The 25,686-nt window shown below is 64.9% G+C and carries 21 protein-coding genes; 12 read left to right on the forward strand and 9 right to left on the reverse strand.

What is annotated here, in order from left to right; all coding sequences use genetic code 11:
• Positions 1–70: 70 nt before the first annotated feature.
• From F3J45_RS19375 to F3J45_RS19390, 4 genes are all read right to left on the reverse strand, one after another.
• On the reverse strand, positions 71–1,027 hold the full coding sequence (locus F3J45_RS19375; RefSeq protein WP_167066372.1) for a FecR family protein: 957 nt from the start codon (positions 1,025–1,027) through the stop codon (positions 71–73).
• Positions 1,024–1,542 carry an RNA polymerase sigma factor gene (locus F3J45_RS19380; RefSeq protein WP_167066375.1) on the reverse strand — a complete coding sequence of 173 codons (519 nt, stop codon included), beginning with the start codon at positions 1,540–1,542 and terminating at the stop codon, positions 1,024–1,026. Before F3J45_RS19380 ends, F3J45_RS19375 begins: the two co-directional genes overlap by 4 nt.
• A 384-nt stretch (positions 1,543–1,926) precedes the next feature.
• Positions 1,927–2,637, reverse strand: coding sequence for a PolC-type DNA polymerase III (locus F3J45_RS19385; RefSeq protein WP_167066378.1), 711 nt, complete (start codon positions 2,635–2,637; stop codon positions 1,927–1,929).
• The gene (locus F3J45_RS19390) at positions 2,634–4,571 is read right to left on the reverse strand and encodes a DUF294 nucleotidyltransferase-like domain-containing protein (protein ID WP_167066394.1); all 1,938 of its coding nucleotides are present in this window, start codon (positions 4,569–4,571) and stop codon (positions 2,634–2,636) included. The genes F3J45_RS19385 and F3J45_RS19390 overlap by 4 nt, the downstream gene beginning before the upstream one ends.
• Before the next feature lie 213 nt (positions 4,572–4,784).
• Between F3J45_RS19390 and F3J45_RS19395 the strand changes: the two genes are divergently transcribed.
• Positions 4,785–5,228 carry a response regulator gene (locus F3J45_RS19395; protein ID WP_205300601.1) on the forward strand — a complete coding sequence of 148 codons (444 nt, stop codon included), beginning with the start codon at positions 4,785–4,787 and terminating at the stop codon, positions 5,226–5,228.
• Positions 5,229–5,308: 80 nt separating this feature from the next.
• Here the strand turns inward: F3J45_RS19395 and F3J45_RS19400 are convergent, their stop codons facing one another.
• Positions 5,309–7,486, reverse strand: coding sequence for a malate synthase G (locus F3J45_RS19400; protein ID WP_167066400.1), 2,178 nt, complete (start codon positions 7,484–7,486; stop codon positions 5,309–5,311).
• A 452-nt stretch (positions 7,487–7,938) separates the two neighbouring features.
• Between F3J45_RS19400 and F3J45_RS19405 the strand changes: the two genes are divergently transcribed.
• A complete protein-coding gene (locus F3J45_RS19405) occupies positions 7,939–8,457 on the forward strand; it encodes an ACT domain-containing protein (RefSeq protein WP_167066403.1) in 519 nt (172 codons plus the stop codon).
• Positions 8,458–8,590: 133 nt separating this feature from the next.
• On the opposite strand, the gene rarD is transcribed toward F3J45_RS19405, so the two are convergent.
• From rarD to F3J45_RS19425, 4 genes are all read right to left on the reverse strand, one after another.
• Positions 8,591–9,478, reverse strand: a complete 888-nt coding sequence (gene rarD, locus F3J45_RS19410; protein WP_167066406.1) for an EamA family transporter RarD — start codon at positions 9,476–9,478, stop codon at positions 8,591–8,593.
• Between the two features lie 55 nt (positions 9,479–9,533).
• A complete protein-coding gene (locus F3J45_RS19415; RefSeq protein ID WP_167066409.1) occupies positions 9,534–10,508 on the reverse strand; it encodes a serine/threonine protein kinase in 975 nt (324 codons plus the stop codon).
• Between the two features lie 126 nt (positions 10,509–10,634).
• Positions 10,635–11,399: a TOBE domain-containing protein gene (locus F3J45_RS19420; RefSeq protein WP_167066412.1), complete on the reverse strand. Its 765-nt coding sequence runs from the start codon at positions 11,397–11,399 to the stop codon at positions 10,635–10,637.
• A 26-nt stretch (positions 11,400–11,425) separates the two neighbouring features.
• Positions 11,426–12,100 carry a ComF family protein gene (locus tag F3J45_RS19425; protein ID WP_205300602.1) on the reverse strand — a complete coding sequence of 225 codons (675 nt, stop codon included), beginning with the start codon at positions 12,098–12,100 and terminating at the stop codon, positions 11,426–11,428.
• Positions 12,101–12,252: 152 nt separating this feature from the next.
• Here F3J45_RS19425 and bioB point away from each other — a divergent pair, with 152 nt between their 5' ends.
• The 10 genes from bioB (at position 12,253) to F3J45_RS19475 (ending at position 25,405) form a co-directional block, all read left to right on the forward strand.
• The gene (bioB, locus tag F3J45_RS19430; protein WP_167066418.1) at positions 12,253–13,311 is read left to right on the forward strand and encodes a biotin synthase BioB; all 1,059 of its coding nucleotides are present in this window, start codon (positions 12,253–12,255) and stop codon (positions 13,309–13,311) included.
• Entirely contained in the window at positions 13,311–14,483 is a 1,173-nt protein-coding gene (gene bioF / locus F3J45_RS19435) for an 8-amino-7-oxononanoate synthase (RefSeq protein ID WP_167066421.1), read from the forward strand. The genes bioB and bioF overlap by 1 nt, the downstream gene beginning before the upstream one ends.
• A complete protein-coding gene (locus F3J45_RS19440; RefSeq protein ID WP_167066424.1) occupies positions 14,476–15,207 on the forward strand; it encodes an alpha/beta fold hydrolase in 732 nt (243 codons plus the stop codon). The genes bioF and F3J45_RS19440 overlap by 8 nt, the downstream gene beginning before the upstream one ends.
• A complete protein-coding gene (gene bioC / locus F3J45_RS19445) occupies positions 15,200–16,018 on the forward strand; it encodes a malonyl-ACP O-methyltransferase BioC (protein WP_167066427.1) in 819 nt (272 codons plus the stop codon). The genes F3J45_RS19440 and bioC overlap by 8 nt, the downstream gene beginning before the upstream one ends.
• 10 nt (positions 16,019–16,028) lie before the next feature.
• Entirely contained in the window at positions 16,029–16,709 is a 681-nt protein-coding gene (gene bioD / locus F3J45_RS19450; RefSeq protein WP_167066430.1) for a dethiobiotin synthase, read from the forward strand.
• A gap of 167 nt (positions 16,710–16,876) precedes the next feature.
• On the forward strand, positions 16,877–17,173 hold the full coding sequence (locus tag F3J45_RS19455) for a pyrroloquinoline quinone biosynthesis protein PqqE (RefSeq protein WP_167066433.1): 297 nt from the start codon (positions 16,877–16,879) through the stop codon (positions 17,171–17,173).
• Between the two features lie 298 nt (positions 17,174–17,471).
• Positions 17,472–19,277 (forward strand): phenylacyl-CoA dehydrogenase, encoded by a 1,806-nt coding sequence (locus F3J45_RS19460; protein ID WP_167066438.1) that lies wholly within the window; start codon positions 17,472–17,474, stop codon positions 19,275–19,277.
• 563 nt (positions 19,278–19,840) lie between these two features.
• Positions 19,841–21,919, forward strand: a complete 2,079-nt coding sequence (locus F3J45_RS19465) for a cytochrome-c peroxidase (RefSeq protein ID WP_205300603.1) — start codon at positions 19,841–19,843, stop codon at positions 21,917–21,919.
• Positions 21,920–22,218: 299 nt separating this feature from the next.
• Complete coding sequence (locus F3J45_RS19470; protein ID WP_167066445.1) at positions 22,219–23,502, forward strand: diguanylate cyclase; 1,284 nt, start codon at positions 22,219–22,221, stop codon at positions 23,500–23,502.
• 124 nt (positions 23,503–23,626) lie between these two features.
• Entirely contained in the window at positions 23,627–25,405 is a 1,779-nt protein-coding gene (locus F3J45_RS19475; RefSeq protein ID WP_167066448.1) for an acyl-CoA dehydrogenase C-terminal domain-containing protein, read from the forward strand.
• Positions 25,406–25,686: the final 281 nt, after the last annotated feature.

The following is a 25,686-nucleotide window of genomic DNA, read 5'->3' on the forward strand; positions in this document are numbered from 1 at the left end:
GCCGGCCCTTTCGCGGGGCAAGCCCGCTCCTACAAGAGCGGGCTTGCCCCGCGAAGAGGCCGGCACAGGTTCACTTGGAAACGACAGTCACCCACCAAGGCGTACGCTGCTCGACCTTCACCGGCAACGCCGGCACCAGCGAGGCCAGCGCCAGGTCGGTGTCGGTCAGCGGGAAGCTGCCGGTTACACGCAAGTCGGCAACTTCCTTGGCGACGCCCAGGTGGCCGCTGCGGTACTGCCCCAACTGCGCCAGCAGGTCAGCCAGGCGCACGTTGTCGACCACCAGCATGCCGCGGGTCCAGGCATCGGCACCGGCCTGCACCGGGCTTACCCGGCCCAGGCCATCGGCGGTCATCAGCACTTGCTGGCCTTCGTGCAGCACCTGTTCGTCGCCACTGTTGTGCGCCATGGCGGCCACCGACGACTGCAACACCTCCAGGCGCGTGCCGGCCTGTTCGCGGCGCACCAGGAAGCGCGTGCCCAGCGGGCGCAGGCGGCCGTCGTCGGTGCGCACCAGCAACGGGCGTGGGTCGTTGTGGCCGGTTTCCACGGAAATCTCGCCCTGGTGCAGCACCAGCACGCGTTGGTCGCCGTTGTAGTCGATGTCTACGGCGGTGTGGGTATTGAGGCTGAGCAGGGTGCCGTCTTCCAGGCGCAGGGTGCGCAGCTCGCCGGTGGCGGTACGCTGGTCGGCCAGCCAATAGCTCGGCGCCAGCGACGGGGCGCCGACCCAGGCCAGCAGCGCGCCGAGCACGAACATGCCGGCCAGCCCGCTGCCGGCTTTGCCGATGCGCCGGCGCAGGCTGACGCGCGATTGCAGCAAGGCCTGGCGTGCCGGCCCTGCGGCGGCGCTGACGCGTTGGTCGAGTGCACCGAGCTGGCGCCAGGCGCGGGCGTGTTCTTCGCTGGCGGCATGCCAGCGCATGAAGGCGCTGCGTTCACCCGGGGTGCCGCTGCTTTCATCGAGGCTCATCTTCCAGGCAATGGCAGCTTCCAGCACCTGGGCCGAGACGGGCGCGTTGTTCACGTCGGCTCCCCGTACAGCGCCACGTAGCACTGGCGCATGCCCTGGGCGATGTACTGGCGCACGCGGGAAACCGAGACGCCCAGGCGTTCGGCGATTTCGGCGTGGCCCAGGCCGTCCAGGCGGTTGTGCAGGAAGGCGGCGCGGGCTTTGCTCGACAGCTTGCCGAGCAGGCGGTCGATGGCCTTGAGGTCTTCGAGGATCAGGTGCTGAAGCTCCGGTGAGGGGTGTTCGGCTTCCGGCAGCACGGCCAGTTCCGCCAGGTAGGCCTGTTCCAGCGCCGAGCGACGGAAGTGGTCGAACATCAGGCCTTTGGCTACCGCGGCCAGGAAGGCGCGGGGTTCACGCGGGGTGTCGAGCTGCTCGCGGCCGAGCAGGCGCACGAAGGTGTCCTGGCTCAGGTCTTCGGCGCGTTGGCGGCAGGCCATGCTGCGCTGCAGCCAGGCGAGCAACCAGCTGCGGTGGTCGCGGTAGAGCGAACCGACCAGATCGGCATGTGGGCTGTTGGCAGAAGGCATGCAGCGTCCCCCCGGAACGAATGCATTAACTAACGATAATTATTCGCGATTGTTACAGAGCCGAGGGGGTGGGTGCAATGGACGCTTATCGGATTGCCATCATGGTGGCTGGCTTTAGTATGTTGCTGGTGTGAGATCGAGCGCCGCCCGCGCGGCGCATCGCAGGCAAGCCTGCTCCTACATCTGTTTCGGGCCAGTTAAGCCTATGCAATCGCGCGCGACCGCCTTGTGGTTCCCTTCGATGTCGCGTCGTACACCACGGGGTCGCGCGCGCAGGCAACATGAACATTGGCCCGAAACAGATGTAGGAGCAGGCTTGCCTGCGATGCGCCGCGCGGGCGGCGCTCGGTCTCATAGGCGCAGAATTGCTAAAGCCGTAAACCCCTAAAGCCCGTGATTGTGCACCTTGCGCCGCCGCCATCCGCCCAGCCGTTGTTCCAGCTGCAACGGGCTGTCGAGCTGCTGGCGGCGGGCCTGGCTGAACAGGATCAACGCCAGTTCCGCCGTCACCTGGGCGTCGGCACTGGCGTGGTGACGCTCCTGCACCTGCAGGCCAAAGCGCGCCACCCAGTCATCCAGCCCGGCCTCGCGCAGCACGGTGTCGGGGTTGAGCATCGGCGCCAGTTCGGCGACGTCGAGAAACGCCAGTTGCAGGCGCTGGCCCAGGCTTTCCTTCAGGGCACGGGCCAGCATGCGCTGGTCGAACGGCGCATGGAAGGCCAGCACCGGGCTGTCACCGATGAACTCCAGCAGGTCCAGCAGTGCCTCGGCCGGGTCGCAACCAGCCGCCAGGGCGCTTGGCCCCAGGCCGTGGATCAGCACGCTGGCGTTGGTTTTCTGCGCCGGCCGGCACAGGGTGCGCTCGAACTGCTGGGCAAAGTCGATGGCACCATCCTCGATGGCCACCGCGCCGACCGACAGCACTTGGTCGCGGTTGGGGTTCAGGCCGCTGGTTTCCAGGTCGAGTACCACCCAGCGCTGCTCGCGCAGCGAACACACCCCTAGCGGCCTGGCCTTGGGCAGGCGTGCCAGGCGCTGGCGCTGGCCAGCGTCCAGCTCGGGGGCCGCAGGGCGCAGCCAGGCGAACAGGCTCATAGCTGGTACCGCAGGGCCAGGCTGCTTTGCAGGCGCTGGGCCTGGCGCAGGGACTCGCGCAGGATGCGCCGGTCCAGGTGGTTGAGGCTGTCGGGGTCGAGGCGGTTGGAGTACGGCAGGTTGTCGCGGCTCTGGCGCTGGTGTTGCTGCATGCGGGTTTGCTGGATGAAGTGGTAGGCCTCTTCGTAGGCGGCGCCATCCAGGGCCTCGATCACCCCCTTGGCGACCAGCTGGCGCAGGCGCTCCAGGGTGTTGCAGGCGCCAATGCCATGGGCCAGGGCGAGCAGCCGGGCGCCATCGACGAAAGGCGTCAGGCCTTGCACCTTGAGGTCCAGGGTGGCGGCCTTGTCGTTGCCCTGGCGCGTCAGCACGAACTCGCGCAGGCGGCCCACCGGTGGCTTCTGGCGCAGGGCGTTGTCGGCCAGCATGCGCTGGAAAATCCGGTTGTCGGCCACCTGCTCCAGCAGTTGCGCGCGCAGTTGCTCGCCGCCGCGCTCGTCACCCCAGACCACCCGCAGGTCGAAGTAGATGCTCGACGCCAGCAGGTTTTCCGGGCTGGCTTCACGCACGAACCCGGCAAAGCGCCGCGACCACTCGCTGCGCGACAGGCACAGCTCGGGGTTGCTGGCCATGACGTTGCCCTTGCACAGGGTGAAGCCACACTGGGCAAGGCCCTGGTTGATGGCCTGGGCCAGGGGCAGCAGGCGCGCGCGAATGGCTTCGGCCTCGGCGCTGCTGCTGGCCTCGAACAGGATGCCGTTGTCCTGGTCGGTGTGCAGGGTCTGCTCGCGGCGCCCTTCGCTGCCGAAGCACAACCAGCTGAACGGCACGCCAGGGTCGCCGCGCTCGGCGATGGCCAGCTCGATCACCCGGCACACGGTGTGGTCGTTGAGCAGGGTGATGATCTGGGTGATCTGCGTGGACGACGCGCCGTGGGCGAGCATGCGCTCGACCAGCTGGCCAATCTCGCCGCGCAGTTGCACCAGCGACTCCAGGCGCGGTGCATGGCGGATGGTGCGTGCCAGGTGCACCAGGTCGACCCGCTGCAGGGAAAACAGGTCGCGCTCGGACACCACGCCGCACAGGCGGCGGTTTTCCACCAGGCACACATGGGCGATGTGCCGCTCGGTCATGGCCATGGCGGCGTCGAACGCGCTGGCCTGGGGGCTGAGGTAGAACGGCTGCAGGGTCATGTGGCGCTCGATGGGCGCGCCCAGGTCGGTGTCGGCGCTGGCCACCACCTGGCGCAGGTCGCGCAGGGTGAAGATGCCCACCGGGTAGCGCTGCGGGTCGACCACGACAATGCTGCCCACCTGCTGCTCGTGCATCAGCCGCACGGCCTCGCGCAGGGGGGTATCCGCCGCGCAGACCACCGGGTGGCGCATGGCCAGCTCGCCCAGCGGGGTGTTCAGCGAATACTGGCTGCCCAGGGTTTCCACGGCGCGCTGGCGCACCTGCTGGTTGACCTGGTCGAGCAGGCTGCTGACGCCGCGCAGGGCAAAGTCGCGGAACACTTCCGACAGGGAGAACACGCGGATGAACGCCGCCTTGTTCAGTTGCAGGCAGAAGGTGTCTTCGCCGGCCAGGTGCTCGGTGCGCGTGGCGCGTTCGCCCAGTAGCGCCGCCAGCGGGAAGCACTCGCCACTGGTGATCTCGAAGGTGGTTTCCACGCCGGGCTTGACCAGGTGCTGGCGCTCGCCCACCACCCGGCCCTGCTTGACGATGTAGAAGTGTTCAACCGGCCCGTCGGCGGGCTTGATGATGCTTTCGCCGCTGGCATAGAAGCGCAGCTGGCATTGCTCCACAAGGTAGGCCAGGTGGCTGTGTTCCATCTGGTTGAACGGCGCAAAGCGTTGCAGGAGCTGTAAGGTGCCCTGGATGTTCTGCAGCACTGCCGTTCTGCCCGCCTGGCTGTAGGCGTCCTTTTTGCTCATGACACTGACCGTATCGCTACGCCGAACTATATATATATCTATATATAGGTGCGGCCTTGTTGTTCTCGGTCCCCATGGTCGGCTGGCGGCGCCATGGTGCCCATTGGACGTAAGTCTAGGAGCGGCCCTGTCAAAGACCCGACGAAAGGCGAACAGGGTTACACGGCTTTTGCGGTCCTACCCGATGAGCGAGATATTTTTGACGAGATGACCATGGCTGAGCATGACCAAATCCTGAGTGACGCAGAACGTGAAGCCTTGGCCGTGGTGAGTGCACCCGTGGCGCCGAGCCCGGTGGTGCTGGTTGTCGATGACAATCCGGTCAACAGCGAGGCGCTGAAGCTGTACCTGAAAAGCCGGGGCATCGAATGCATGACGGCGGATGGGGCGCAGGAGGCGATGCTCAAGTTGCATTACGAACCGCGTATCGCCTTGATGATTACCGACCTGCGCATGCAGCCCAACGATGGCCTGGAACTGATCCGGCGGATTCGTGAAACGGAGCGAGCGGCGTTGTCGATCATCGTGGTGTCGGGCGACACCGATGTGAAGGAGGCGGTGGACGTGATGCACCTGGGGGTGGTGGATTTTCTGCTCAAGCCAGTGGATTTGGGGAAACTGCTGGAGCTGGTGAAGAAGGAATTGAAGATCGAGTAATGGCAATCGCGAGCTGTGCTCGCTCCTACGGGTAGGAGCGAGCACAGCTCGCGATTGGGCCGCAAAGCGGCCCCGTGCGATTACAGCCCGTTACGCGCCTTGAACTCGCGACGACGGCGGTGCAGCACCGGCTCGGTGTAGCCGTTCGGTTGCTTGGCGCCTTCGATCACCAGCTCGATGGCCGCCTGGAACGCGACGTTGTCGTCGAAGTTCGGCGCCATCGGGCGGTACAGGGCATCGCCGGCGTTCTGCTTGTCCACCACCGCGGCCATGCGTTTGAGGCTTTCCAGCACCTGCTCCTGGCTGACCACGCCGTGGCGCAGCCAGTTGGCCAGCAGCTGGGCGGAGATGCGCAGGGTGGCGCGGTCTTCCATCAGGCCGACATCGTTGATGTCTGGCACTTTCGAGCAACCCACGCCCTGGTCGATCCAGCGCACCACGTAGCCGAGGATGCCCTGGGCGTTGTTGTCCAGCTCGTTGCGGATCTCTTCAGCCGACCAGTTGGTGTTGGCCGCCAGCGGGATGGTCAGGATGTCATCGACCGATGCCGGGGTGCGCGATGCCAGCTCGCGCTGGCGGGCCTGCACGTCGACCTTGTGGTAGTGCAGGGCGTGCAGGGTGGCGGCAGTTGGCGACGGTACCCAGGCGGTGTTGGCACCGGCCAGTGGGTGGGCGATTTTCTGCTCAAGCATGGCGGCCATCAGGTCCGGCATGGCCCACATGCCCTTGCCGATCTGCGCGCGGCCTTGCAGGCCGGTGGCCAGGCCCACGTCGACGTTGTTGTTCTCGTAGGCGCCGATCCACTTCTCGTTCTTCATGGCGCCCTTGCGCACCACGGCGCCGGCTTCCATCGAGGTGTGGATTTCGTCACCGGTGCGGTCGAGGAAGCCGGTGTTGATGAACACCACGCGCTCGGCAGCAGCCTTGATGCACGACTTCAGGTTCACCGTGGTGCGGCGCTCCTCGTCCATGATGCCGACCTTGACGGTGTTGCGCGGCATGCCCAGCAGGTCTTCGATGCGGCTGAAGATTTCGGCGGCGAATGCCACTTCTTCAGGGCCGTGCATCTTCGGCTTGACGATGTACACGCTGCCGCTGCGGGTGTTCTTGCGGGTGGTGTTGCCGTTGAGGTTGTGCAGGGCGATCAGGTTGGTGAACAGGCCGTCCTGGATGCCTTCGGGAATTTCATTGCCCTGGCCATCGAGGATCGCCGGGTTGGTCATCAGGTGGCCAACGTTGCGCACGAACAGCAGCGAACGGCCGTGCAGGGTAACGCTGCCACCGTTGGGAGCGGCGTACTCGCGGTCCGGGTTCATGGTGCGGGTGAAGGTCTTGCCGCCTTTGCTCACGCTTTCGGCCAGGTCGCCTTTCATCAGGCCCAGCCAGTTGCGGTAGACGATCACCTTGTCGTCGGCGTCGACGGCGGCCACCGAGTCTTCGCAGTCCATGATGGTGGTCAGCGCCGATTCCATCAGGATGTCTTTCACGCCAGCGGCGTCGGTGCTGCCCACTGGGGTGCTGGCGTCGACCTGGATTTCGAAGTGCAGGCCGTTGTGCTTGAGCAGCACGGCGGTCGGCGCCTTGGCATCGCCATGGAAGCCGATCAGCTGGGCATCGTCACGCAGGCCGCTGTTGCTGCCACCCTTGAGGGTGACCACCAGCTTGCCGGCTTCGATGCGGTAGCCGGTGGAGTCGACGTGGGAGCCGGCAGCCAGTGGCGCGGCTTCGTCGAGGAAGGCGCGGGCAAAGGCGATGACCTTGTCGCCACGCACCTTGTTGTAGCCCTGGCCTTTTTCGGCGCCGCCTTCATTGCTGATGGCATCGGTGCCATAGAGCGCGTCGTACAGCGAGCCCCAACGGGCGTTGGCGGCGTTCAGGGCGAAGCGGGCGTTCATCACCGGCACCACCAGCTGCGGGCCGGCCATGTGGGCGATTTCTTCGTCCACGTTCTGGGTGGTGGCCTGGAAATCGTCGGCTTGTGGCAGCAGGTAGCCGATTTCCTGAAGGAATGTCTTGTAGGCGGCGGCGTCGTGGGCCTGGCCTTTGCGCGCCTGGTGCCAGGCGTCGATCTTGGCTTGCAGCTCGTCGCGCTTGGCGAGCAGGGCTTTGTTCTTGGGAGCGAGGTCGTTAATGATCTCTGCCGCCCCGGCCCAGAACTTCTCGGCTTCGATGCCGGTTCCAGGAATGGCTTCGTTGTTGACGAAGTCGTACAGGGCCTTGGCGACCTGAAGGCCACCGACTTGAACGTATCCAGTCATTGCTTGCCTCACCTCTGCTCAGCTATTTCGCTCTTCTGTATTAAGCCTGTAGCGCTTCTCTAAACACGTACCAGTGCATGCCAACGGACTAGACCCGAGGGCGGCTGGGTGCAGCCTGCCAGGCAATCTGGCAGACAGTGTGCGTATTTTCACAGGCGCCTTGGCAGACATCCAAACGACGTTTTGTAGTCCGCGCCACGGGATACTACATGATGCAGTAGGCGAGGCAACATCAGACTAAAAGCGCCGTTATGCGACCGGCTGGTCGCGTATGGTCACGCTGGGAGTGCGTATGTTCGCAAAAAACCAGTGGATTGTTCCAGATAAATCTTGAAACAGTACACGATTGTTTGTGCGGGTTGCCCTGCGGCAGGTTGCCGCGCCTTGCCTATACTGAACCGATCCCCCGTATTTTCGCCGCCCCGGGCGGCCCGACGCAGAGGAAAGGCCCTGTGGATCATCTTGTACTGACCGTGATCGCCCCGGACAAGGCCGGCCAGGTGGAGCGCATTGCCCAGTGCATCGCCGACCACAACGGTAACTGGTTGGAGAGCCGCATGTCGCGCATGGCCGGGCAGTTCGCCGGGATCCTGCGGGTGGCGGTGCCTGCGGAAAACTACGACGAACTGGTGAAGTCGCTGCAGGCACTGGGCAAGCATGACATACGGGTGCTGATCGCCCAGAGCGGTATCGAGCCGTCCTGTACCTGGAAGCCAATTGCCATGGAGCTGGTGGGCAATGACCGGCCGGGCATCGTGCGCGACATCACCCGGCTGCTGGCAGAGCAGGGGGTGAACCTGGAGCGCTTCACCACCGGCGTGCGCCCGGCGCCGATGAGCAGCGAGCCGCTGTTCTATGCCGATGCCTTGCTGGCGCTGCCGTTGACGCTGTCGCTGGATGACCTGCAGCAGAAGCTAGAGAGCCTGGCGGATGATTTGATGGTGGAGTTGACGCTGCGGGCGGAAGATTGAGCTGGGAATGCCGGGGCCGCTTCGCGCCCCCAGGGTTATCCCGTTTTACCGGGGAAGGCCCTGTGGATAACCTTTGGAGACAATGCTACAGGCCACAACCCTCGTGGCCTGTAGATCTTTGATCATTTATTGATCAAGCGCGCTTGCGCAAATTCAGCCAGGCATCGACGCTGTAAACCGCCAGCCCCGCCCAGATGAACACGAACGCCATCAGGCTGCTCGGCGACATGTGCTCATCGAACAGCAGCACCGCCTGCAGCAACACCAGGGTAGGCGCCAGGTACTGCAGGAAGCCCAGGGTGGTGTAGGGCAGGTGGCGCGCCGCTGCGTTGAAGCACACCAGCGGCACCAGGGTGACAGGGCCCGCTGCCATCAACCACAGCGCTTCGCTGCTGGTGTAGAAATCAGCCTGGGCGCTCATCGCCGTCGGGTGCAGCAGCAGCCAGCCGGCTGCCAGTGGCACCAGCATCCAGGTTTCCACCACCAGGCCGGGCAAGGCGGCCACCGGTGCCTTCTTGCGAATCAGGCCATAGAAGCCAAAGGTCAGTGCCAGCACCAGCGACACCCAGGGCAGGCTGCCCACTTGCCACACCTGCTGCGCCACGCCCACCGCCGCCATCATCACGGCCAGCCATTGCAGGCGGCGCAGGCGCTCGCCGAGCAGCAGCATGCCCAACAGCACGTTGACCAGCGGGTTGATGTAGTAGCCCAGGCTGGCTTCGAGCATGCGGCCGTTGTTCACCGCCCAGACATAGGTCAGCCAGTTGCCGGCAATCAAGGTACCGCTCAGGGCCAGGATGGCCAGGCGCTTGGGGTTTTCACGCAGTTCGCGCCACCAGCCGGGGTGCTTCCACACCAGCAACAGCAACGAGCCGAATAGGGCCGACCAGAGCACCCGGTGGACGATGATCTCCACCGCCGGAACGCTCTGGATGGCTTTGAAATAAATCGGGAACAGGCCCCAGATGATGTAGGCACCAAGGCCCAGGAGGTACCCGCGGCGCGGGTTTGCAGCTTGCATGGAGAGTCCTTGCTGAACAAAGCGACGCCTATTGTAGACAGAGGCGCGCCTGCATCTAGAACAATTTCAGCGGCGCTTCATCCAGTGCGGCCATTTGCTCGCGCAGGGCGAGCACCTGGTCCCCCCAGTAGCGTGGCTGGCCAAACCACGGGAAGCTCGGCGGGAACGCCGGGTCATCCCAGCGCCGTGCCAGCCAGGCGCTGTAGTGCAGCTGGCGCAGGGCGCGCAGGGGTTCGATCAGGGCCAGTTCGCGCGGGTCGAAGTCGTGGAACTCGTTGTAGCCGTCAATCAGCTCGGCCAGTTGGCCCAGGCGCTCCTCGCGGCTGCCGGCCAGCATCATCCACAGGTCCTGCACGGCCGGGCCCATGCGGCAGTCGTCGAGGTCGACCACGTGGTACACCTCGTCGCGGTGCATGAGGTTGCCGGGGTGCAGGTCGCCGTGCAGGCGGATCACCTGGTGCGGGGTGCGGGCGTAGGCGTCCTCGACCCGCTTGAGCAGGTCGCGGGCCACGGATTCGTACGCAGGCAGCAACTCCTTGGGCACGAAGTTGCCTTCGAGCAGGGTGTTGAGCGAGGCATGGCCGAAGTTGTCCACAGCCAGCGCCTCGCGGTGGGCGAACGGGCGTGCGGCGCCAACGGCGTGCAGGCGGCCGAGCAGTTGGCCCAGGCGGTAGAGCTGGTCGAGGTTGCCGGGCTCCGGCGCATGGCCACCGCGGCGGGGGAACAGGGTGAAGCGAAAGCCCTGGTGTTCGAACAGGCTCTGGCCTTCATGCTGCAGCGGGGCCACCACCGGGACTTCGCAATCGGCGAGTTCGGCGGTGAACTGGTGTTCTTCGAGGATCGCCTCGGTGCTCCAGCGGCCTGGGCGGTAGAACTTGGCGATCAGGGGTTGCGCGCCTTCGATGCCGACCTGGTAGACGCGGTTTTCGTAGCTGTTCAGCGCCAGGACCCGCGCGTCGCTGAGAAAGCCGAGGCTTTCCACGGCGTCCAGGACCAGGTCGGGGGTGAGGGTGTCGAAGGGGTGGGACATGGGGGCTCCGGGGGTGGGCGGCATGTCGGCATGGTAACCCATTCCATGGTCTGGCCTGGGGGTTGCCTGTGCCGGCCCTTTCGCGGGGCAAGCCCGCTCCTACATCAGCGAAAGGGCCGGCACTGGCTAAACCGGCACCCCGAGCAACACATAGGACGGATGAAACTGCACCCGCACTCTGCGCCCTTCACCTACCGACTGCCCAGCCAACCACTCGGCATCGGCAAACGCACACAATGTTTGCCCATTGCCCAGCGCCAGCCGCACCTCGCTGTCGCCCTGGGCATCGGGCAGCACTTGCTCGACCGTCGCGTTCAGCACATTGCTGCCAGCCTCGGCCTGTTCATCATCACCCAGCAACCGTACCCAGCCAGCCTTGAGCAGCGCCATCACCGTGGTACCCAGGGTCAGTTCCAGGCGCGCCGTGCTGTCGTGGGTAATCAGCGCCTCGATCTCCAGCCCGCCGCCCAGGGCCAGGCTTACCCGGTCATGCCGGCCTTCGCGGCGTAGCCCGCTGACCTGCCCCTGCAACTGGTTGCGGGCGCTGGTGCGCAGCATCAGGCGGCCCAGCAGGTCGAGGTCGCTGGACTCTTCAGCCGCTTCCAGAATTTGTGCCTGCAGGGCCTGCACTTTCTGGTACAGGCGCAGCACCCGCTCGCCCTCCGCCGACAGCCGGGCACCACCGCCGCCCCGGCCACCGGTGCTGCGCTCGACCAAGGGCTGGCTGGCCAGGTTGTTGAGTTCGTCGATGGCATCCCAGGCGGCCTTGTAGCTGATGCCGGCGGCCTTCGCCGCGCGGGTGATCGAGCCTTGTTCGGCAATGTGCTGCAGCAAGGCGATGCGCTGTGGGCGGCGGGCAATGTGTTGGGTAAGGACGGTGGGCAGGGACATGTGGGCGCCTAGGGGTAGGGGACCTGTCAAGCTTGCCCCGGTTTTGCCGTGCGTGCCAGGCAATACACATCCACCCGGCTTGCGCCCGCCTGGCGCAGCACCTGGGCGATGGCCTGGGCGGTGGCGCCAGTGGTTACCACGTCATCCACCACGGCCACATGGCGGCCCTCGCAGGCGCCCTGGTCGGCCACGCTAAAGGCCTGGCGCAGGTTGCGCCTGCGGGCCCTGGCATCGAGCGTTTGCTGGGCCGGGGTGTCCCGGGTGCGCAGCAACACACTTTCCTGGCAGGCGATGCCCAGCTCCTTGGCCAACCAGCGGGCGAGCATGCCGGCCTGGTTGAAGCCGCGTTCACGCAACCTGCGCCTGGCCAATGGCACCGGCAGCAGCAAGGTGGGGCAGGCAAGGCCCTGGGCATAACGGTGGCGCAAGTTCAGGCTGAGCATTTGCGCCAGCAGGCGGCCCAGGGGCCATTGGCGGTTGTGCTTGAAGCGGCTGACCAGGGTGTCCAGCGGGAAGCCGTAGTGCCAGGGCGCCACGACCTGCTCGAAGGCCGGCGGGCGGCGGCTGCAATGGGCGCAGGTCAGGCCGGCCATGGGCAGCGGCAGGGCGCAGCGCAGGCAGTATTCGTCCAGCCACGGCAGTGCCTGTTCGCAGGCGGCGCAGATAGGGTGGGGCTGTTCGGCGAGTTCGTCGCAGAGCAAACAGGTGTGGTTAATATTCGTACACTTGTAAACCAGAGCTTTTAACCAAGGTTGACAGTTCATAGGCCTTCCATGACTATGCGAGCTATCCGTGATGCGCTGGCAGGCACTTGTGCCTCGGCGCCAGCTACAGCCTAAACAAGGAAACGCCGATGAGCGCCAGCACAACTGCAACAACACGTCACGACTGGTCCCTGCCTGAGGTCAAGGCACTGTTCCAGCAACCGTTCAACGACTTGCTGTTCCAGGCGCAATCCGTGCACCGCGCGCATTTCGACCCGAACCGCGTCCAGGTGTCGACGTTGCTGTCGATCAAGACCGGCGCCTGCCCGGAAGATTGCAAGTACTGCCCACAGTCCGGCCACTACAACACCGGGCTGGAAAAGCAAAAGCTGATGGAAGTGCAGAAGGTGCTGGAGGAAGCCGCCCGGGCCAAGGCCATCGGCTCCACGCGCTTCTGCATGGGCGCGGCCTGGAAGCACCCGTCGGCCAAGGACATGCCCTACGTGCTGGAGATGGTCAAAGGGGTCAAGGCCATGGGCCTGGAAACCTGCATGACCCTCGGCAAGCTCGACCAGGAGCAGACCGTGGCCCTGGCCCAGGCCGGCCTTGACTACTACAACCACAACCTCGACACCTCGCCTGAGTTCTACGGCAGCATCATCACCACCCGCACCTACAGCGAGCGCCTGCAAACCCTGGCCTACGTGCGCGATGCCGGGATGAAGATCTGCTCTGGCGGCATCCTGGGCATGGGCGAGTCGCTGGACGACCGTGCAGGCCTGCTGATCCAGCTGGCCAACCTGCCCGAGCACCCGGAGTCGGTACCGATCAACATGCTGGTGAAAGTGGCCGGCACGCCCCTGGCCGATGAAGAAGATGTCGACCCGTTCGACTTCATCCGCATGCTGGCGGTTGCCCGCATCCTGATGCCCAAGTCGCACGTGCGCCTGTCCGCCGGCCGTGAGCAGATGAATGAACAGATGCAGGCCCTGGCCTTCATGGCCGGCGCCAACTCGATCTTCTATGGCGAGAAGCTGCTGACCACCGCCAACCCGCAGGCCGACAAGGACATGCAGCTGTTCGCCCGCCTCGGCATCAAGCCCGAAGCCCGTGAAGAGCACGCCGATGAAGTGCACCAGGCGGCCATCGAGCAGGCCCTGGTGGAACAACGCAGCAGCGAGCTGTTCTACAACGCCGCGACGGCCTGATGGCCTTCGACCTCGCGGCGCGCCTGGCCGAACGGCGCGCCGCAGACCTGCATCGGCAGCGGCCAATGCTGGAAAGCCCGCAAGGGCCGCAGGTGGTGGTCGATGGCCAGCGCCTGCTGGCCTTCTGCAGCAATGACTACCTGGGCCTTGCCAACCACCCCGACGTGATTGCCGCCTGGCAGGCCGGTGCCGAGCGCTGGGGTGTCGGCGGTGGCGCCTCGCACCTGGTGCTTGGCCACAGCACCCCGCACCACCAGGTGGAGGAGGCGCTGGCCGAACTCACCGGCCGCCCGCGCGCGCTGCTGTTTTCCACCGGCTACATGGCCAACCTTGGGGCCATCACCGCGTTGCTGGGGCAGGGCGATACCGTTCTGCAAGACCGCCTGAACCATGCCTCGCTGCTCGATGGCGGGCTGCTCAGTGGCGCCCGCTTCAGCCGTTACCTGCACAACGACCCGGCAAGCCTGGCCAGCCGCCTGGAGAAAGCCACCGGCAACACCCTGGTGGTCACCGATGGTGTGTTCAGCATGGACGGCGACCTTGCCGATTTGCCGGCGCTGGCTGCTGCCAGCCGTGCCCGTGGCGCCTGGCTGATGGTCGATGACGCTCATGGCCTGGGCACCCTGGGCGCCCAGGGTGGCGGTATCGTCGAGCACTTCGGCCTGGGCGTGGACGATGTGCCGGTGCTGATCGGCACCCTGGGCAAGGCGTGCGGCACGGCCGGTGCCTTCGTGGCTGGCAGCGAGGAATTGATCGAGGCGCTGGTGCAGTTCGCCCGGCCTTACATCTACACCACCAGCCAGCCCCCGGCCTTGGCCTGCGCCACGCTCAAGAGCCTGGAGCTGCTGCGCCGGGAAACCTGGCGCCGTGAGCACCTGGCCGCGCTGATTCGCCAGTTCCGCGAGGGCGCTGCGCAGATCGGCCTGCAGCTGATGGACAGCCCCACGCCGATCCAGCCGATCGTGATCGGCGACAGTGCCCAGGCCTTGAAACTGTCCCGCCTGTTGCGCGAGCGCGGCCTGCTGGTAACCGCCATTCGTCCGCCCACCGTGCCAGCGGGCAGTGCACGCCTGCGGGTAACCCTGAGCGCCGCCCACAGCGCGGCGCAGGTGCAGCTATTGTTGAATGCATTGGCCGAGTGTTATCCACAGCTGGAGGCCGCCGATGCGTAACCGAATGATCCTTCTGCCCGGCTGGGGCTTGGGCACCGCCGCCCTGGAGCCGCTGGCCGCCAGCCTGCGCGCCCAGGATGCGCGCCTGCACGTTGAGCTGATGCCCCTGCCGGAACTGGCCGACACCGATGTGCAGGCCTGGGTCGACTACCTGGACCGCAAGCTGCCCACCGATACCTGGCTGGGCGGCTGGTCGTTGGGCGGCATGCTGGCCAGTGAGCTGGCGCGCAAGCGCGGCGACCACTGTTGCGGCTTGCTGACCTTGGGCAGCAACCCCAGTTTCGTGGCGCGCGCCGACTGGCCGCATGGCATGGCCGACGACACTTTTGGCACCTTCCTCGACGGTTGCCGCAGCCACACCTCGGTCACCCTCAAGCGCTTTCGCAGCTTGTGCAGCGACGGCGCCCTGCAGCCGCGCACGCTGCTGCGCCAGCTGGGCGTTGGCGTGCCGGATACCGACCCGCTGTACCTGGCAAACGGCCTGGAGGTGCTGGCCCAGCTCGATACCCGTGAAGCGCTGCAGGCCTATGCTGGCCCGCAACTGCACCTGTTCGCCGGCAGCGACGCGCTGGTGCCGGCCGAGGCGGCCAAGGCGCTGAGCGAGTTGCTGCCGGACGTCGAGGTTGGCCTGGTCGAAGACAGTTCCCACGCCTTCTTGCTGGAATACCCACAAGAGCTGGCGGCGGGCATCAAGAGTTTCCTGCATGAGAGTGGCGATGACTGACCTTTCCCGTCCAACCCTGCCCGGCGCCTTGCCAGACAAGCGCCAGGTGGCCGCTTCGTTTTCCCGCGCCGCAGCCAGCTACGACAGCGTGGCGGCCCTGCAGCGGGCGGTGGGCGTAAGCCTGCTGGAGCAGTTGCCGGAGGGCCTGGCGCCATCGCGCTGGCTCGACCTTGGCAGCGGCACCGGGCATTTCAGCCGGGTGCTGGCCGAGCGTTTCGCCCCGGCCAGCGGCGTGGCGGTGGACATCGCCGAGGGCATGCTGCGCCATGCCCGCACCGAGCAGGGCGGCGCCCGCTACCATGTGGCGGGCGATGCCGAACGGCTGCCGCTGCGCGATGGCAGTGTCGACCTGGTGTTCAGCAGCCTGGCCGTGCAGTGGTGCAGCCAGTTCGCCAGCGTGCTTGAGCAAGCGCTGCGAGTGCTTCGCCCAGGCGGAGTGCTGGCCTTCAGCAGCCTGTGCGTGGGCACCCTGGATGAACTGCGTGCCAGTTGGCAGGCCGTTGACGGCATGGTGCATGTAAACCGCTTCCGCCGTTTCGAGGACTACCAGGGCCTGTGCGCCGCCAGTGGCTTCGAAACGCTCGGCCTGCAACGCCTGGCCCATGTGCTGCACTACCCGGACGTGCGCAGCCTGACCCATGAACTCAAGGCCCTCGGTGCCCACAACCTGAACCCGGGGCGCCCTGCGGGCCTGACCGGGCGGGCCCGGATGCAGGGGCTTTTGCAGGCGTATGAAGCGTTCCGCCAGCCCCAGGGGCTGCCGGCCACCTATCAGGTGGTCTATGGTGTGTTGCGCAAGCCACAGGCATGAGAGGAGCGACATGAGCCAGGCCTATTTCATCGCCGGGACCGACACCGATGTCGGCAAGACCACCATCGCCGCCGGGTTGCTGCATGCGGCGCGCCTGCAGGGGCTGAGTACGTTGGGGGCAAAGCCGGTTGCCTCGGGCTGCAGCATGACCCCCAAGGGCCTGCGCAACAGCGATGCGCAGGCGCTGATCGATGAGAGTTCGATCAAGCTGCCCTATGCGGAGGTGAACCCGTTTGCCTTCGAGCCTGCCATCGCCCCGCATGTGGCGGCGCGCGAGGCGGGCGTTACGCTGGATGTGCCGGTGCTGCTCAAGGCCATGCGCCACGTGCTGGCCCAGGAAGCGGATTTCACTCTGGTGGAGGGTGCGGGGGGCTGGCGAGTGCCGCTGTCTGCCCATGCCAACCTGTCGGACCTGGCCATTGCCTTGCGGCTGCCGGTGATCCTGGTGGTGGGCGTGCGCCTGGGGTGCATCAACCATGCCTTGCTCAGCGCCGAAGCCATCGACCGGGACGGCCTGCAATTAGCGGGGTGGGTGGCGAACATCATCGAGCCGAAGACCGCTCGGCTGGAAGAGAACCTGGCCAGCCTTGCGGAGCGCCTGCCGGCGCCATGCCTGGGGCGGGTGCCCAAGCTCAAGCTGGCCACGGCCGATGCGGTGGCCGAGCATCTGCAACTGGACCTGCTGGATTGACCGCCCCTTCGCGCCTGTAGGCGCGGGCTTGCGCCGCGAAGAGGCCGGCCCAGGAATACCCATGGCCTATCAGCTAGCACCGAGCCATTAGGGATTTAAACGGGCCTTTTCGCCCCTGGGCTGCTTTAATTGGGCCAGTTCCTATCCAGCGTCATTGGAGTTCTGACATGGAAATCACCGGCAGCACCGCGTACTACGCGGGCCTCAACGCCATCTACAACGGCCAGAACCGTGTCGATCAGGCCGCCGGCCAGATCGCCAACGCTTCGGTCGAGCGCGCCGCCACCAGCCAGTCCAGCGACTTTCAGGCCGAGCGCCTGCGCGCAGTGGACCGCAGCCAGCAGATGGACATGGCCACCAGCACCGTGCAACTGGCGTTGGGCAAGACCGAAGTCGAAGCCGGCGCCAAGGTCGCCAAGGCGTCCGACGAAATGCTCGGGCGGTTCATCGACACCTACGCCTGATACCAGCCTGCACGCAGCCCCCTGTAGGAGCGGGTTTACCCGCGAATGCGTCCGCTCAGACATCTCTGTTGTCTGGGCGGGCCCTTTCGCGGGTAAACCCGCTCCTACAGTCGTTTGTGGGTGCCCAAAATGTCGAATGGCACAAACGCCATCTTTCGCGGCGAAAATGGCACCATAGTCCCTCCTTGACATCGGGCGGTCCTAAACGTAAGTTTCAAACAACTGTTTGACCGAAAGCCACCAAGAGCTGGTCGGTATCAGCGGTCCCCCACCGAACTCATCACAGAGGTTCATCGCAATGCCTGATTACAAAGCCCCCTTGCGTGATATTCGTTTCGTGCGCGATGAGCTGCTCGGCTACGAGGCGCACTATCAGAGCCTGCCGGGTTGCCAGGACGCAACGCCCGACATGGTCGACGCGATCCTTGAAGAGGGCGCGAAATTCTGTGAGCAGGTGCTGTCCCCGCTGAATCGCGTCGGTGACCTGGAAGGCTGCACCTGGAGCGAGTCGGGGGTGAAGACCCCAACCGGCTTCAAGGCGGCGTACCAGCAGTTCGTCGAAGGTGGCTGGCCGAGCCTGGCCCATGACGTCGAGCACGGCGGCCAGGGCCTGCCAGAGTCGCTGGGCCTGGCCCTGAGCGAAATGGTCGGTGGTTCGAACTGGTCGTGGGGCATGTACCCGGGCCTGTCCCATGGCGCGATGAACACCATTTCCGCCCACGGCACTGCCGAACAACAGCACACCTACCTGACCAAGCTGGTGTCTGGTGAGTGGACCGGCACCATGTGCCTGACCGAGCCGCACTGCGGCACCGACCTGGGCATGCTGCGTACCAAGGCCGAGCCACAGGCCGATGGCAGCTACAAGGTGTCTGGCACCAAGATCTTCATCTCGGCCGGTGAGCACGACATGGCCGACAACATCGTCCATATCGTCCTGGCCCGCCTGCCGGATGCACCGGCCGGCACCAAAGGTATCTCGTTGTTCATCGTGCCGAAGTTCCTGCCCAACGCCGAAGGCGGCGTAGGCGAGCGCAATGGCGTGACCTGCGGTTCGATCGAACACAAGATGGGCATTCACGGCAACGCCACCTGCGTGATGAACTTCGACGGCGCCACCGGCTACCTGATCGGCCCGGCCAACAAAGGCCTGAACTGCATGTTCACCTTCATGAACACCGCTCGCCTGGGGACCGCGCTGCAAGGCCTGGCCCATGCCGAAGTGGCGTTCCAGGGTGGCCTGAAATACGCCCGCGACCGCCTGCAAATGCGCTCGCTGACCGGCCCGAAAGCACCGGACAAGGCGGCTGACCCGATCATCGTCCACCCAGACGTGCGCCGCATGCTGCTGACCATGAAGGCCTTCGCCGAAGGCAACCGCGCCATGGTCTACTTCACCGCCAAGCAGGTCGACATCGTCAAGTACAGCCAGGACGAAGAAGAGCGCAAGAAGGCCGACGCCTTGCTGGCGTTCCTGACCCCGATTGCCAAGGCGTTCATGACCGAAGTCGGTTTCGAGGCCGCCAACCACGGCGTGCAGATCTACGGTGGCCATGGCTTCATCGCCGAGTGGGGCATGGAGCAGAACGTGCGCGACAGCCGTATCTCGATGCTGTACGAAGGCACCACTGGCATCCAGGCCCTCGACCTGCTGGGCCGCAAGGTGCTGATGACCCAGGGCGAAGCGCTCAAGGGCTTCACCAAGATCGTGCACAAGTTCTGCCAGGCGCAGGAGGGTGTCGATGCGCTCAAGGAATTCGTCGAGCCGCTGGCCGCCATCAACAAGGAATGGGGCGAACTGACCATGAAAGTGGGCATGGCCGCCATGAAGGACCGCGAGGAAGTGGGCGCTGCTTCGGTGGATTACCTGATGTACTCCGGTTATGCCTGCCTGGCCTACTTCTGGGCCGACATCGCCCGCCTGGCCGCCGAGAAACTGGCCGCTGGCACCAGCGAGGAAGCTTTCTACAACGCCAAGTTGCAAACGGCGCGCTTCTACTTCCAGCGCATTCTGCCGCGCACCCGTACCCATGTGGCTACCATGCTGTCGGGCGCAAACAACCTGATGGACATGAAAGAAGAAGACTTCTCCCTGGGTTATTGATACCGAGTAAGAAGTTTGACAAAGCGCCGCTCCCCAGTGAGCGGCGTTTTTGTACGCGCGCAAAAACACAACTTCACCGGTAGGAGCGAGCAAAGCTCGCGATGCACTTTCAGCCAAATAAAAATTCTATCAGCAAACACCCTGCCAGCTTTCAGCCTCCCTAAAGCAATGCTTTCGGGCCATAAAACCCACTAATGGGCCCACCTCGCCACCAACACTGAGGAATTCCCCAGCTCAGTATTTATCGGTATGCCTCCCTAAATAAACCGGTATAAAAAAATCCCCTTCCTCTACTGTTGAAATGCTTTGTTACAGCTATGGTGGCATTAAGCGCACCTAACTGCGCGACCAATCAGTTTGAAAACCTGAGCCAAGAGATTGCTTTGCCAGTGAGGGCTTGCCGTGCCCGCGCAACTTCAACCAGAAGTGCATGGCCATGTGAACTGCAGGATCAACATCTCGTAACAGGGCAACTACGGAGCCTGGCTACTCCGTACTGAATCGGGAAGTCCATCATGGTTACGTATTGGAGTGCTTTGCGAATACCCCGCCTGGTCTGTGCGATGGCCGTGGCCCTCTGCGCCGTCGGGTTGCCGTTCACCGGTGCCCGGGCCGCAGACCCGGCCGGCACTGAACCGGTGGTGCCGGAGGTGCCCACACTGAATTCGCTGCGCGGCATGACGCCGCCAGACCCCTCAGGCACCGAGGGTGGGCGCAAGGTCGACCTGATGTCGGACTACGTCACCAACCGCGTGGCGGCAGTGCTGCTGGGCAAGGCGCTGTTCTGGGACATGGCCATCGGCAGCGACGGTGCCACCGCCTGCGCTTCTTGCCATTACCATGCCGGTGTCGATCACCGGGTCACCAACCAGATCAACCCTGGCCAGGCCAACACCAATGCCAATGTGGCGTCGATTTTCAACAAGCCCTTCATGGCCGGCGACATCCCCGGTGACGTGCCGAGCTACGCCACCCGCTCCGGGGGCAAAGGTGGCCCGAACTACACCCTGCTCAAGGGCGACTTCCCGACCCACGTACTGGCCAACCCCCTGGACCGCAACTCGGCGATCGTCTATTCGAGCGATGACGTCATCGGCTCCCAGGGCGTGTTCGATGCCAACTTCGTCAAACCCCACCAGTCGCGGTACGACAAGTGCACCCAGCAACCGGACGGCATTTTCCAGGTGGGCGGCATCAACGTGCGCCGCGGCACCGGCCGCAACGCGCCGTCGGTGATCAACGCCGCCTTCAACGTGCGCAACTTCTGGGATGGCCGGGCCAACAACGTGTTCAACGGTTTCTCGCCGTTCGGCAATCGTGACCCGGATGCGGGGATCTTCGTGACCAACGACCGTAGCGGCGTGGCGGTGAAGGTGCGCCTGGCCCTCAGGGATGCCTCGGCGGCCTCGCAAGCGGTCGGCCCACCCGGCAGCACGGTGGAGATGTCCTGCGGTGGGCGTACCTTCGCCGACATTGGTCGGCGCATGCTCGACACCATGATGCTCAAGGGGCAGAAGATTTCACCGACCGACTCGGTACTCGGGCCTGTCTCCAGCGCCCGCCGGCCCACCTACCGCGAGCTGATCAAGAATGCCTTCCAGCCGCGCCTGTGGAACGCCACCCAGCAGGTTGCCCTGGGCGGCGAGCCCTACAGCCAGATGGAGGCGAACTTCCCGCTGTTCTTCGGCTTGGCGATCCAGATGTACGAGGCCACGCTGATCTCCGACCAGGCGCCGCTGGATGCCTACCTGCAGGGTGACCACAGCGCCATGAACGCCCAGCAGGTGCAAGGCATGGAACTGTTCCTGGGCAAGGGCAAGTGCATCGCCTGCCATGGTGGCGCGGAGTTGACCAATGCCGGTAGCCGGCTGCTGTTCCAGCCCCGTGAACGCATCGAGCGCATGGTGATGGCCGACGGGCTGACCACCCTCTACGACAACGGCTTCTACAACACCGGCGTGCGCCCGACGTCCGAAGACCTGGCGCTGGGTGGCTCGGATGCCTGGGGCAATCCGCTGTCCTTCACCCGCCAGTACAACACCCTGCTGCAAGGGGGGAATATTCCCGACCCGCTGGATGTGGATGTCTGCACCTTCGAAGTGCCGCTGAGCGCAGCGGTTCCTTGCGACCCTTCACTCAAGCCCAGTATCGGTTTCCGCGACGCGGTCGATGGTGCCTTCAAAACGCCGACCCTGCGCAACATCGCGTTGACCGGGCCGTACTTCCACAACGGCAGCCGGGCCACGCTGCAACAGGTGATGGAGTTCTACAACCGCGGCGGTGACCGGCGTGGCGAGGATGCCAGCAACACCAGCGGCTTCGACCACCCGGCCGTCAACCAGCACAACAGTTCGAACCTGGACCCGGACATGACGGCGTTGAATCTCACCAGCGATGAAGTGGATGCGTTGGTGAAATTCATGGAGGTCAGCCTGACCGACCCGCGTGTCGCCTGGGAACGGGCGCCGTTCGATCACCCGTCACTGATGCTGCCGCAGGGGCAGAAGGGCGATGAAAATGCCGTGGCGCAGAAAGCCGGCTCGCGCCAGGCACTGGATGCCACGTTCCAGCTCAATGCGGTGGGGGCCGAAGGCCGCTCCGCCCAGCAAGGGCCGCTGCAGCCGTTCAACAACGACCTGTAGCGGTCATCACCGCGCTGTCGCGCCGCGATCTCCCTGTAGGAGCGAGCGCAGCTCGCGATGGGCTGCAAAGCAGCCCCGGCGTTATCAGCCGCGAAGCTGAAACCCTGGGGCCGCTGCGCGTCCCATCGCGAGCTTTGCTCGCTCCTACGGGGTTCTGAACTGCTCCCTTGGGCGTAAGAAAAGCTCAAGCCCTGCCCCCCAGCTGCCGTTAACCCTCCCGTGTATTCATCTATTCACGTGTGCTGCCGATGCAGTGAAGGCACAATGCTACTATTGATCTGCCGGGTCGGAGATTACCCTTGTTTCGTTTAAACGCTGTACGCACGAGCCACTTCCTGCCCTCGCTGTTACTGTTGCTGGCAGGGCTTGCGGCGGCTTATGTAAGAGACCTCAGTGTCTTTTTCACATCCCTGTTCAATGTCCTGCCCACCCTGGTACTGCTGCTGGGCGGGGCCTACTGCGCCGTGTATCGTCGCCAGCGCGAGCTGTTCCTGATGGTGACGGTGTACATCGCCTACTTCCTGCTGGACACCCAGACCGACTACTACCGTGACAACGGCCGCGTGCGCGAGGACGCGGCGGTGATCTTCCACCTCGTGTGCCTGCTGCTGCCCACGCTGTATGGCCTGTTCGGCGCCTGGCAGGAGCGAACCCACCTGGCCCAGGACCTGCTGGCGCGCTTTGCCGTGCTGTTCGCCGTCGGCAGTGTGGCCGTGGCCCTGGAGCAGAGCTTTCCCCAGGCGCTGCTGAGCTGGCTGGCGGAAATCCGCTGGCCGGCGCTGCATGGCCAGTGGATGAGCCTGATCCAGATGGTGTACCCGGTGTTCCTGCTGGTGCTGATCCTGCTGGTGGTGCAGTACCTGCGCGAGCCGCGGCCCTTGCATGCCGCCCAGCTGATCGGCCTGATCGGCATTTTCTGGATGCTGCCCAAGACCTTCATCCTGCCTTTCACGCTGAACATCATGTGCAGCCAGGTGATGCTGATGATCGCAGCGGCGGTTTCCCACGAGGCCTACCAGATGGCCTTTCGCGATGAGCTTACCGGCCTGCCGGGGCGCCGTGCGCTCAACGAGCGCATGCAGCGCCTGGGGCGCAACTATGTGATCGCCATGACCGACGTCGACCACTTCAAGAAATTCAACGATACCCACGGCCACGATGTTGGTGACCAGGTACTGCGGCTGGTGGCCAGCCGCTTGTCCAAGGTGACCGGCGGTGGGCGAGCCTACCGCTACGGCGGCGAGGAGTTCGCCCTGGTGTTCGCCGGCAAGACGGCCGAAGAGTGCGTGCCCCACGTGGAGGCCGTGCGCGAGATGATCGCCAACTACACCATGCACCTGCGTGACCAGAACAATCGCCCCCAGGACGATACGGCCGGGCGCCAGCGCCGTACTGGCAGCGCTGCGGCCACCGTTTCGGTGACCATCAGCATCGGCGTGGCCGAGCGCCAGGTCGACCACCGCAACCCCGAGGAAGTGCTCAAGTCTGCCGACCAGGCGCTTTACAGCGCCAAAGGCGCCGGGCGCAATTGCGTCATGGTCTATGGTCAACAATCACGACGCGGGGCGGTGCGGATGGCGTGACCATATTAGACCATACGGTCGCGTGATGACCCTATGTCTCGCAAAAGTTGTTCGGTTACACTGGATTCAACCCCCGTGCCGCGGCCCCTGGTGGCCGCCCCGACCCGATTAGCGAGAGGTTGTGATGGCTGACTATAAAGCGCCCCTGCGCGATATGCGCTTCGTTCTGAATGAAGTCTTCAAGGTGGCCGAGTTGTGGGCGCAACTGCCCGAGCTGGCCGAGGCCGTGGATGCGGACACCGCCTTGGCCGTGCTGGAAGAAGCCGGCAAGGTCACCAGCAAGACCATCGCCCCGCTCAGCCGCACCGCCGATGAAGAAGGCTGCCGCTGGGACAAAGGCGCAGTGCGCACCCCGGCCGGGTTCATCGAGGCTTACAACACCTACGCCGAAGGCGGCTGGGTAGGGGTGGGCGGTGACCCGCTGTTCGGCGGCATGGGCATGCCCAAGGCGATTTCGGCCCAGGTCGAAGAGATGGTCAACGCTTCCAGCCTTGCCTTCGGCCTGTACCCGATGCTGACCGCCGGTGCCTGCCTGTCGATCAATGCCCACGCCAGCGAAGCGCTGAAGGCGCGTTACCTGCCGAACATGTACGCCGGTGTATGGGCCGGCTCCATGTGCCTGACCGAGCCCCATGCCGGCACCGACCTGGGCATCATCCGCACCAAGGCCGAGCCACAGGCCGATGGCAGCTACAAGGTCAGCGGTACGAAGATTTTCATCACCGGCGGTGAACACGACCTGACCGAGAACATCATTCACCTGGTGCTGGCCAAGCTGCCAGATGCCCCGGCGGGGCCAAAAGGCATCTCGCTGTTCCTGGTGCCGAAGTTCCTGGTGAACCCTGACGGCAGCCTGGGTGCGCGCAACCCCGCCACCTGCGGCTCGATCGAGCACAAGATGGGCATCCAGGCCTCGGCCACCTGCGTAATGAACTTCGACGAGGCCGTGGGCTACATCGTCGGCGAGCCGAACAAAGGCCTGGCGGCGATGTTCACCATGATGAACTACGAGCGCCTGGGCGTTGGCATCCAGGGCCTGGCCTCGGCCGAGCGCTCCTACCAGAACGCCGTGGAGTACGCCCGCGACCGCCTGCAGAGCCGTGCCCCAGTCGGCCCGCAGGCCAAGGACAAGGCTGCCGACCCGATCATCGTGCACCCGGACGTGCGGCGCATGCTGCTGACCATGAAGGCGCTGATCGAAGGTGGCCGGGCGTTCTCCACCTATGTGGCGATGCAGCTCGACAGCGCCAAGTACAGCGAAGAACCGGCGACCCGCAAGCGCAGCGAAGAGCTGGTAGCGTTGCTGACGCCGGTGGCCAAGGCGTTTCTCACCGACCTGGGCCTGGAGTGCACGGTGCATGGCCAGCAGGTCTTCGGTGGCCATGGCTACATTCGTGAGTGGGGCCAGGAGCAGTTGGTGCGCGATGTGCGTATCACCCAGATTTACGAGGGCACCAATGGCATTCAGGCCCTGGACCTCATGGGCCGCAAGGTGGTGGCCAGCGGCGGGGCTTACTACAAGCTGTTCTCCGACGAGATTCGCCAGTTCATCGGTGGCGCCGGCAGCCAGCTGGCCGAGTTCAGCAAACCCCTGGGGGCTGCGCTGGACCAGCTCGATGGGCTGACTGAATGGGTGCTGCAGCAGGCCAAGGGCAACCCCAACGAGATTGGTGCGGCGTCGGTGGAGTACCTGCATGCCTTCGGCTATGTGGCCTACGCCTACATGTGGGCGCTGATGGCGCGCGCGGCGCAAGCGGGGGAGGGGGATGAGGCGTTCTACTCGGCCAAGCTGGGCACGGCGCGGTTCTACTTTGCGCGGCTGCTGCCACGGGTGAACTCGCTGGTGGCGTCGGTGAAGGCGGGCAGTGAGTCGCTGTATTTGCTGGATGCGGAGCAGTTCTGATAGGTCGGGGGTGGGCCGTTCGCGGGGCAAGCCCGCTCCTACAGGGCGCGGTTTAGCGCGAACGGGCTTTCCTGGGGTATCTGAGAATGATTACCCCTTGTAAGCTTTTTCCTACATGACGCGGTGCTTTTTCGCCACTGGTGTCAGATTGGATCCACGGTTAATCTTTGTACATGGACGTTGCGCAGGAAGCGCAAAGGACAGAACAGGGACAACGAAGGATTTCCTGCCAGGACGGCGGGGCGATAGGGATGTCACAGGGAAACAGTCTAGAGAACCCC

This window comes from Pantoea sp. Ap-967 (assembly GCF_011752565.1).
Lineage (GTDB): Bacteria > Pseudomonadota > Gammaproteobacteria > Pseudomonadales > Pseudomonadaceae > Aquipseudomonas.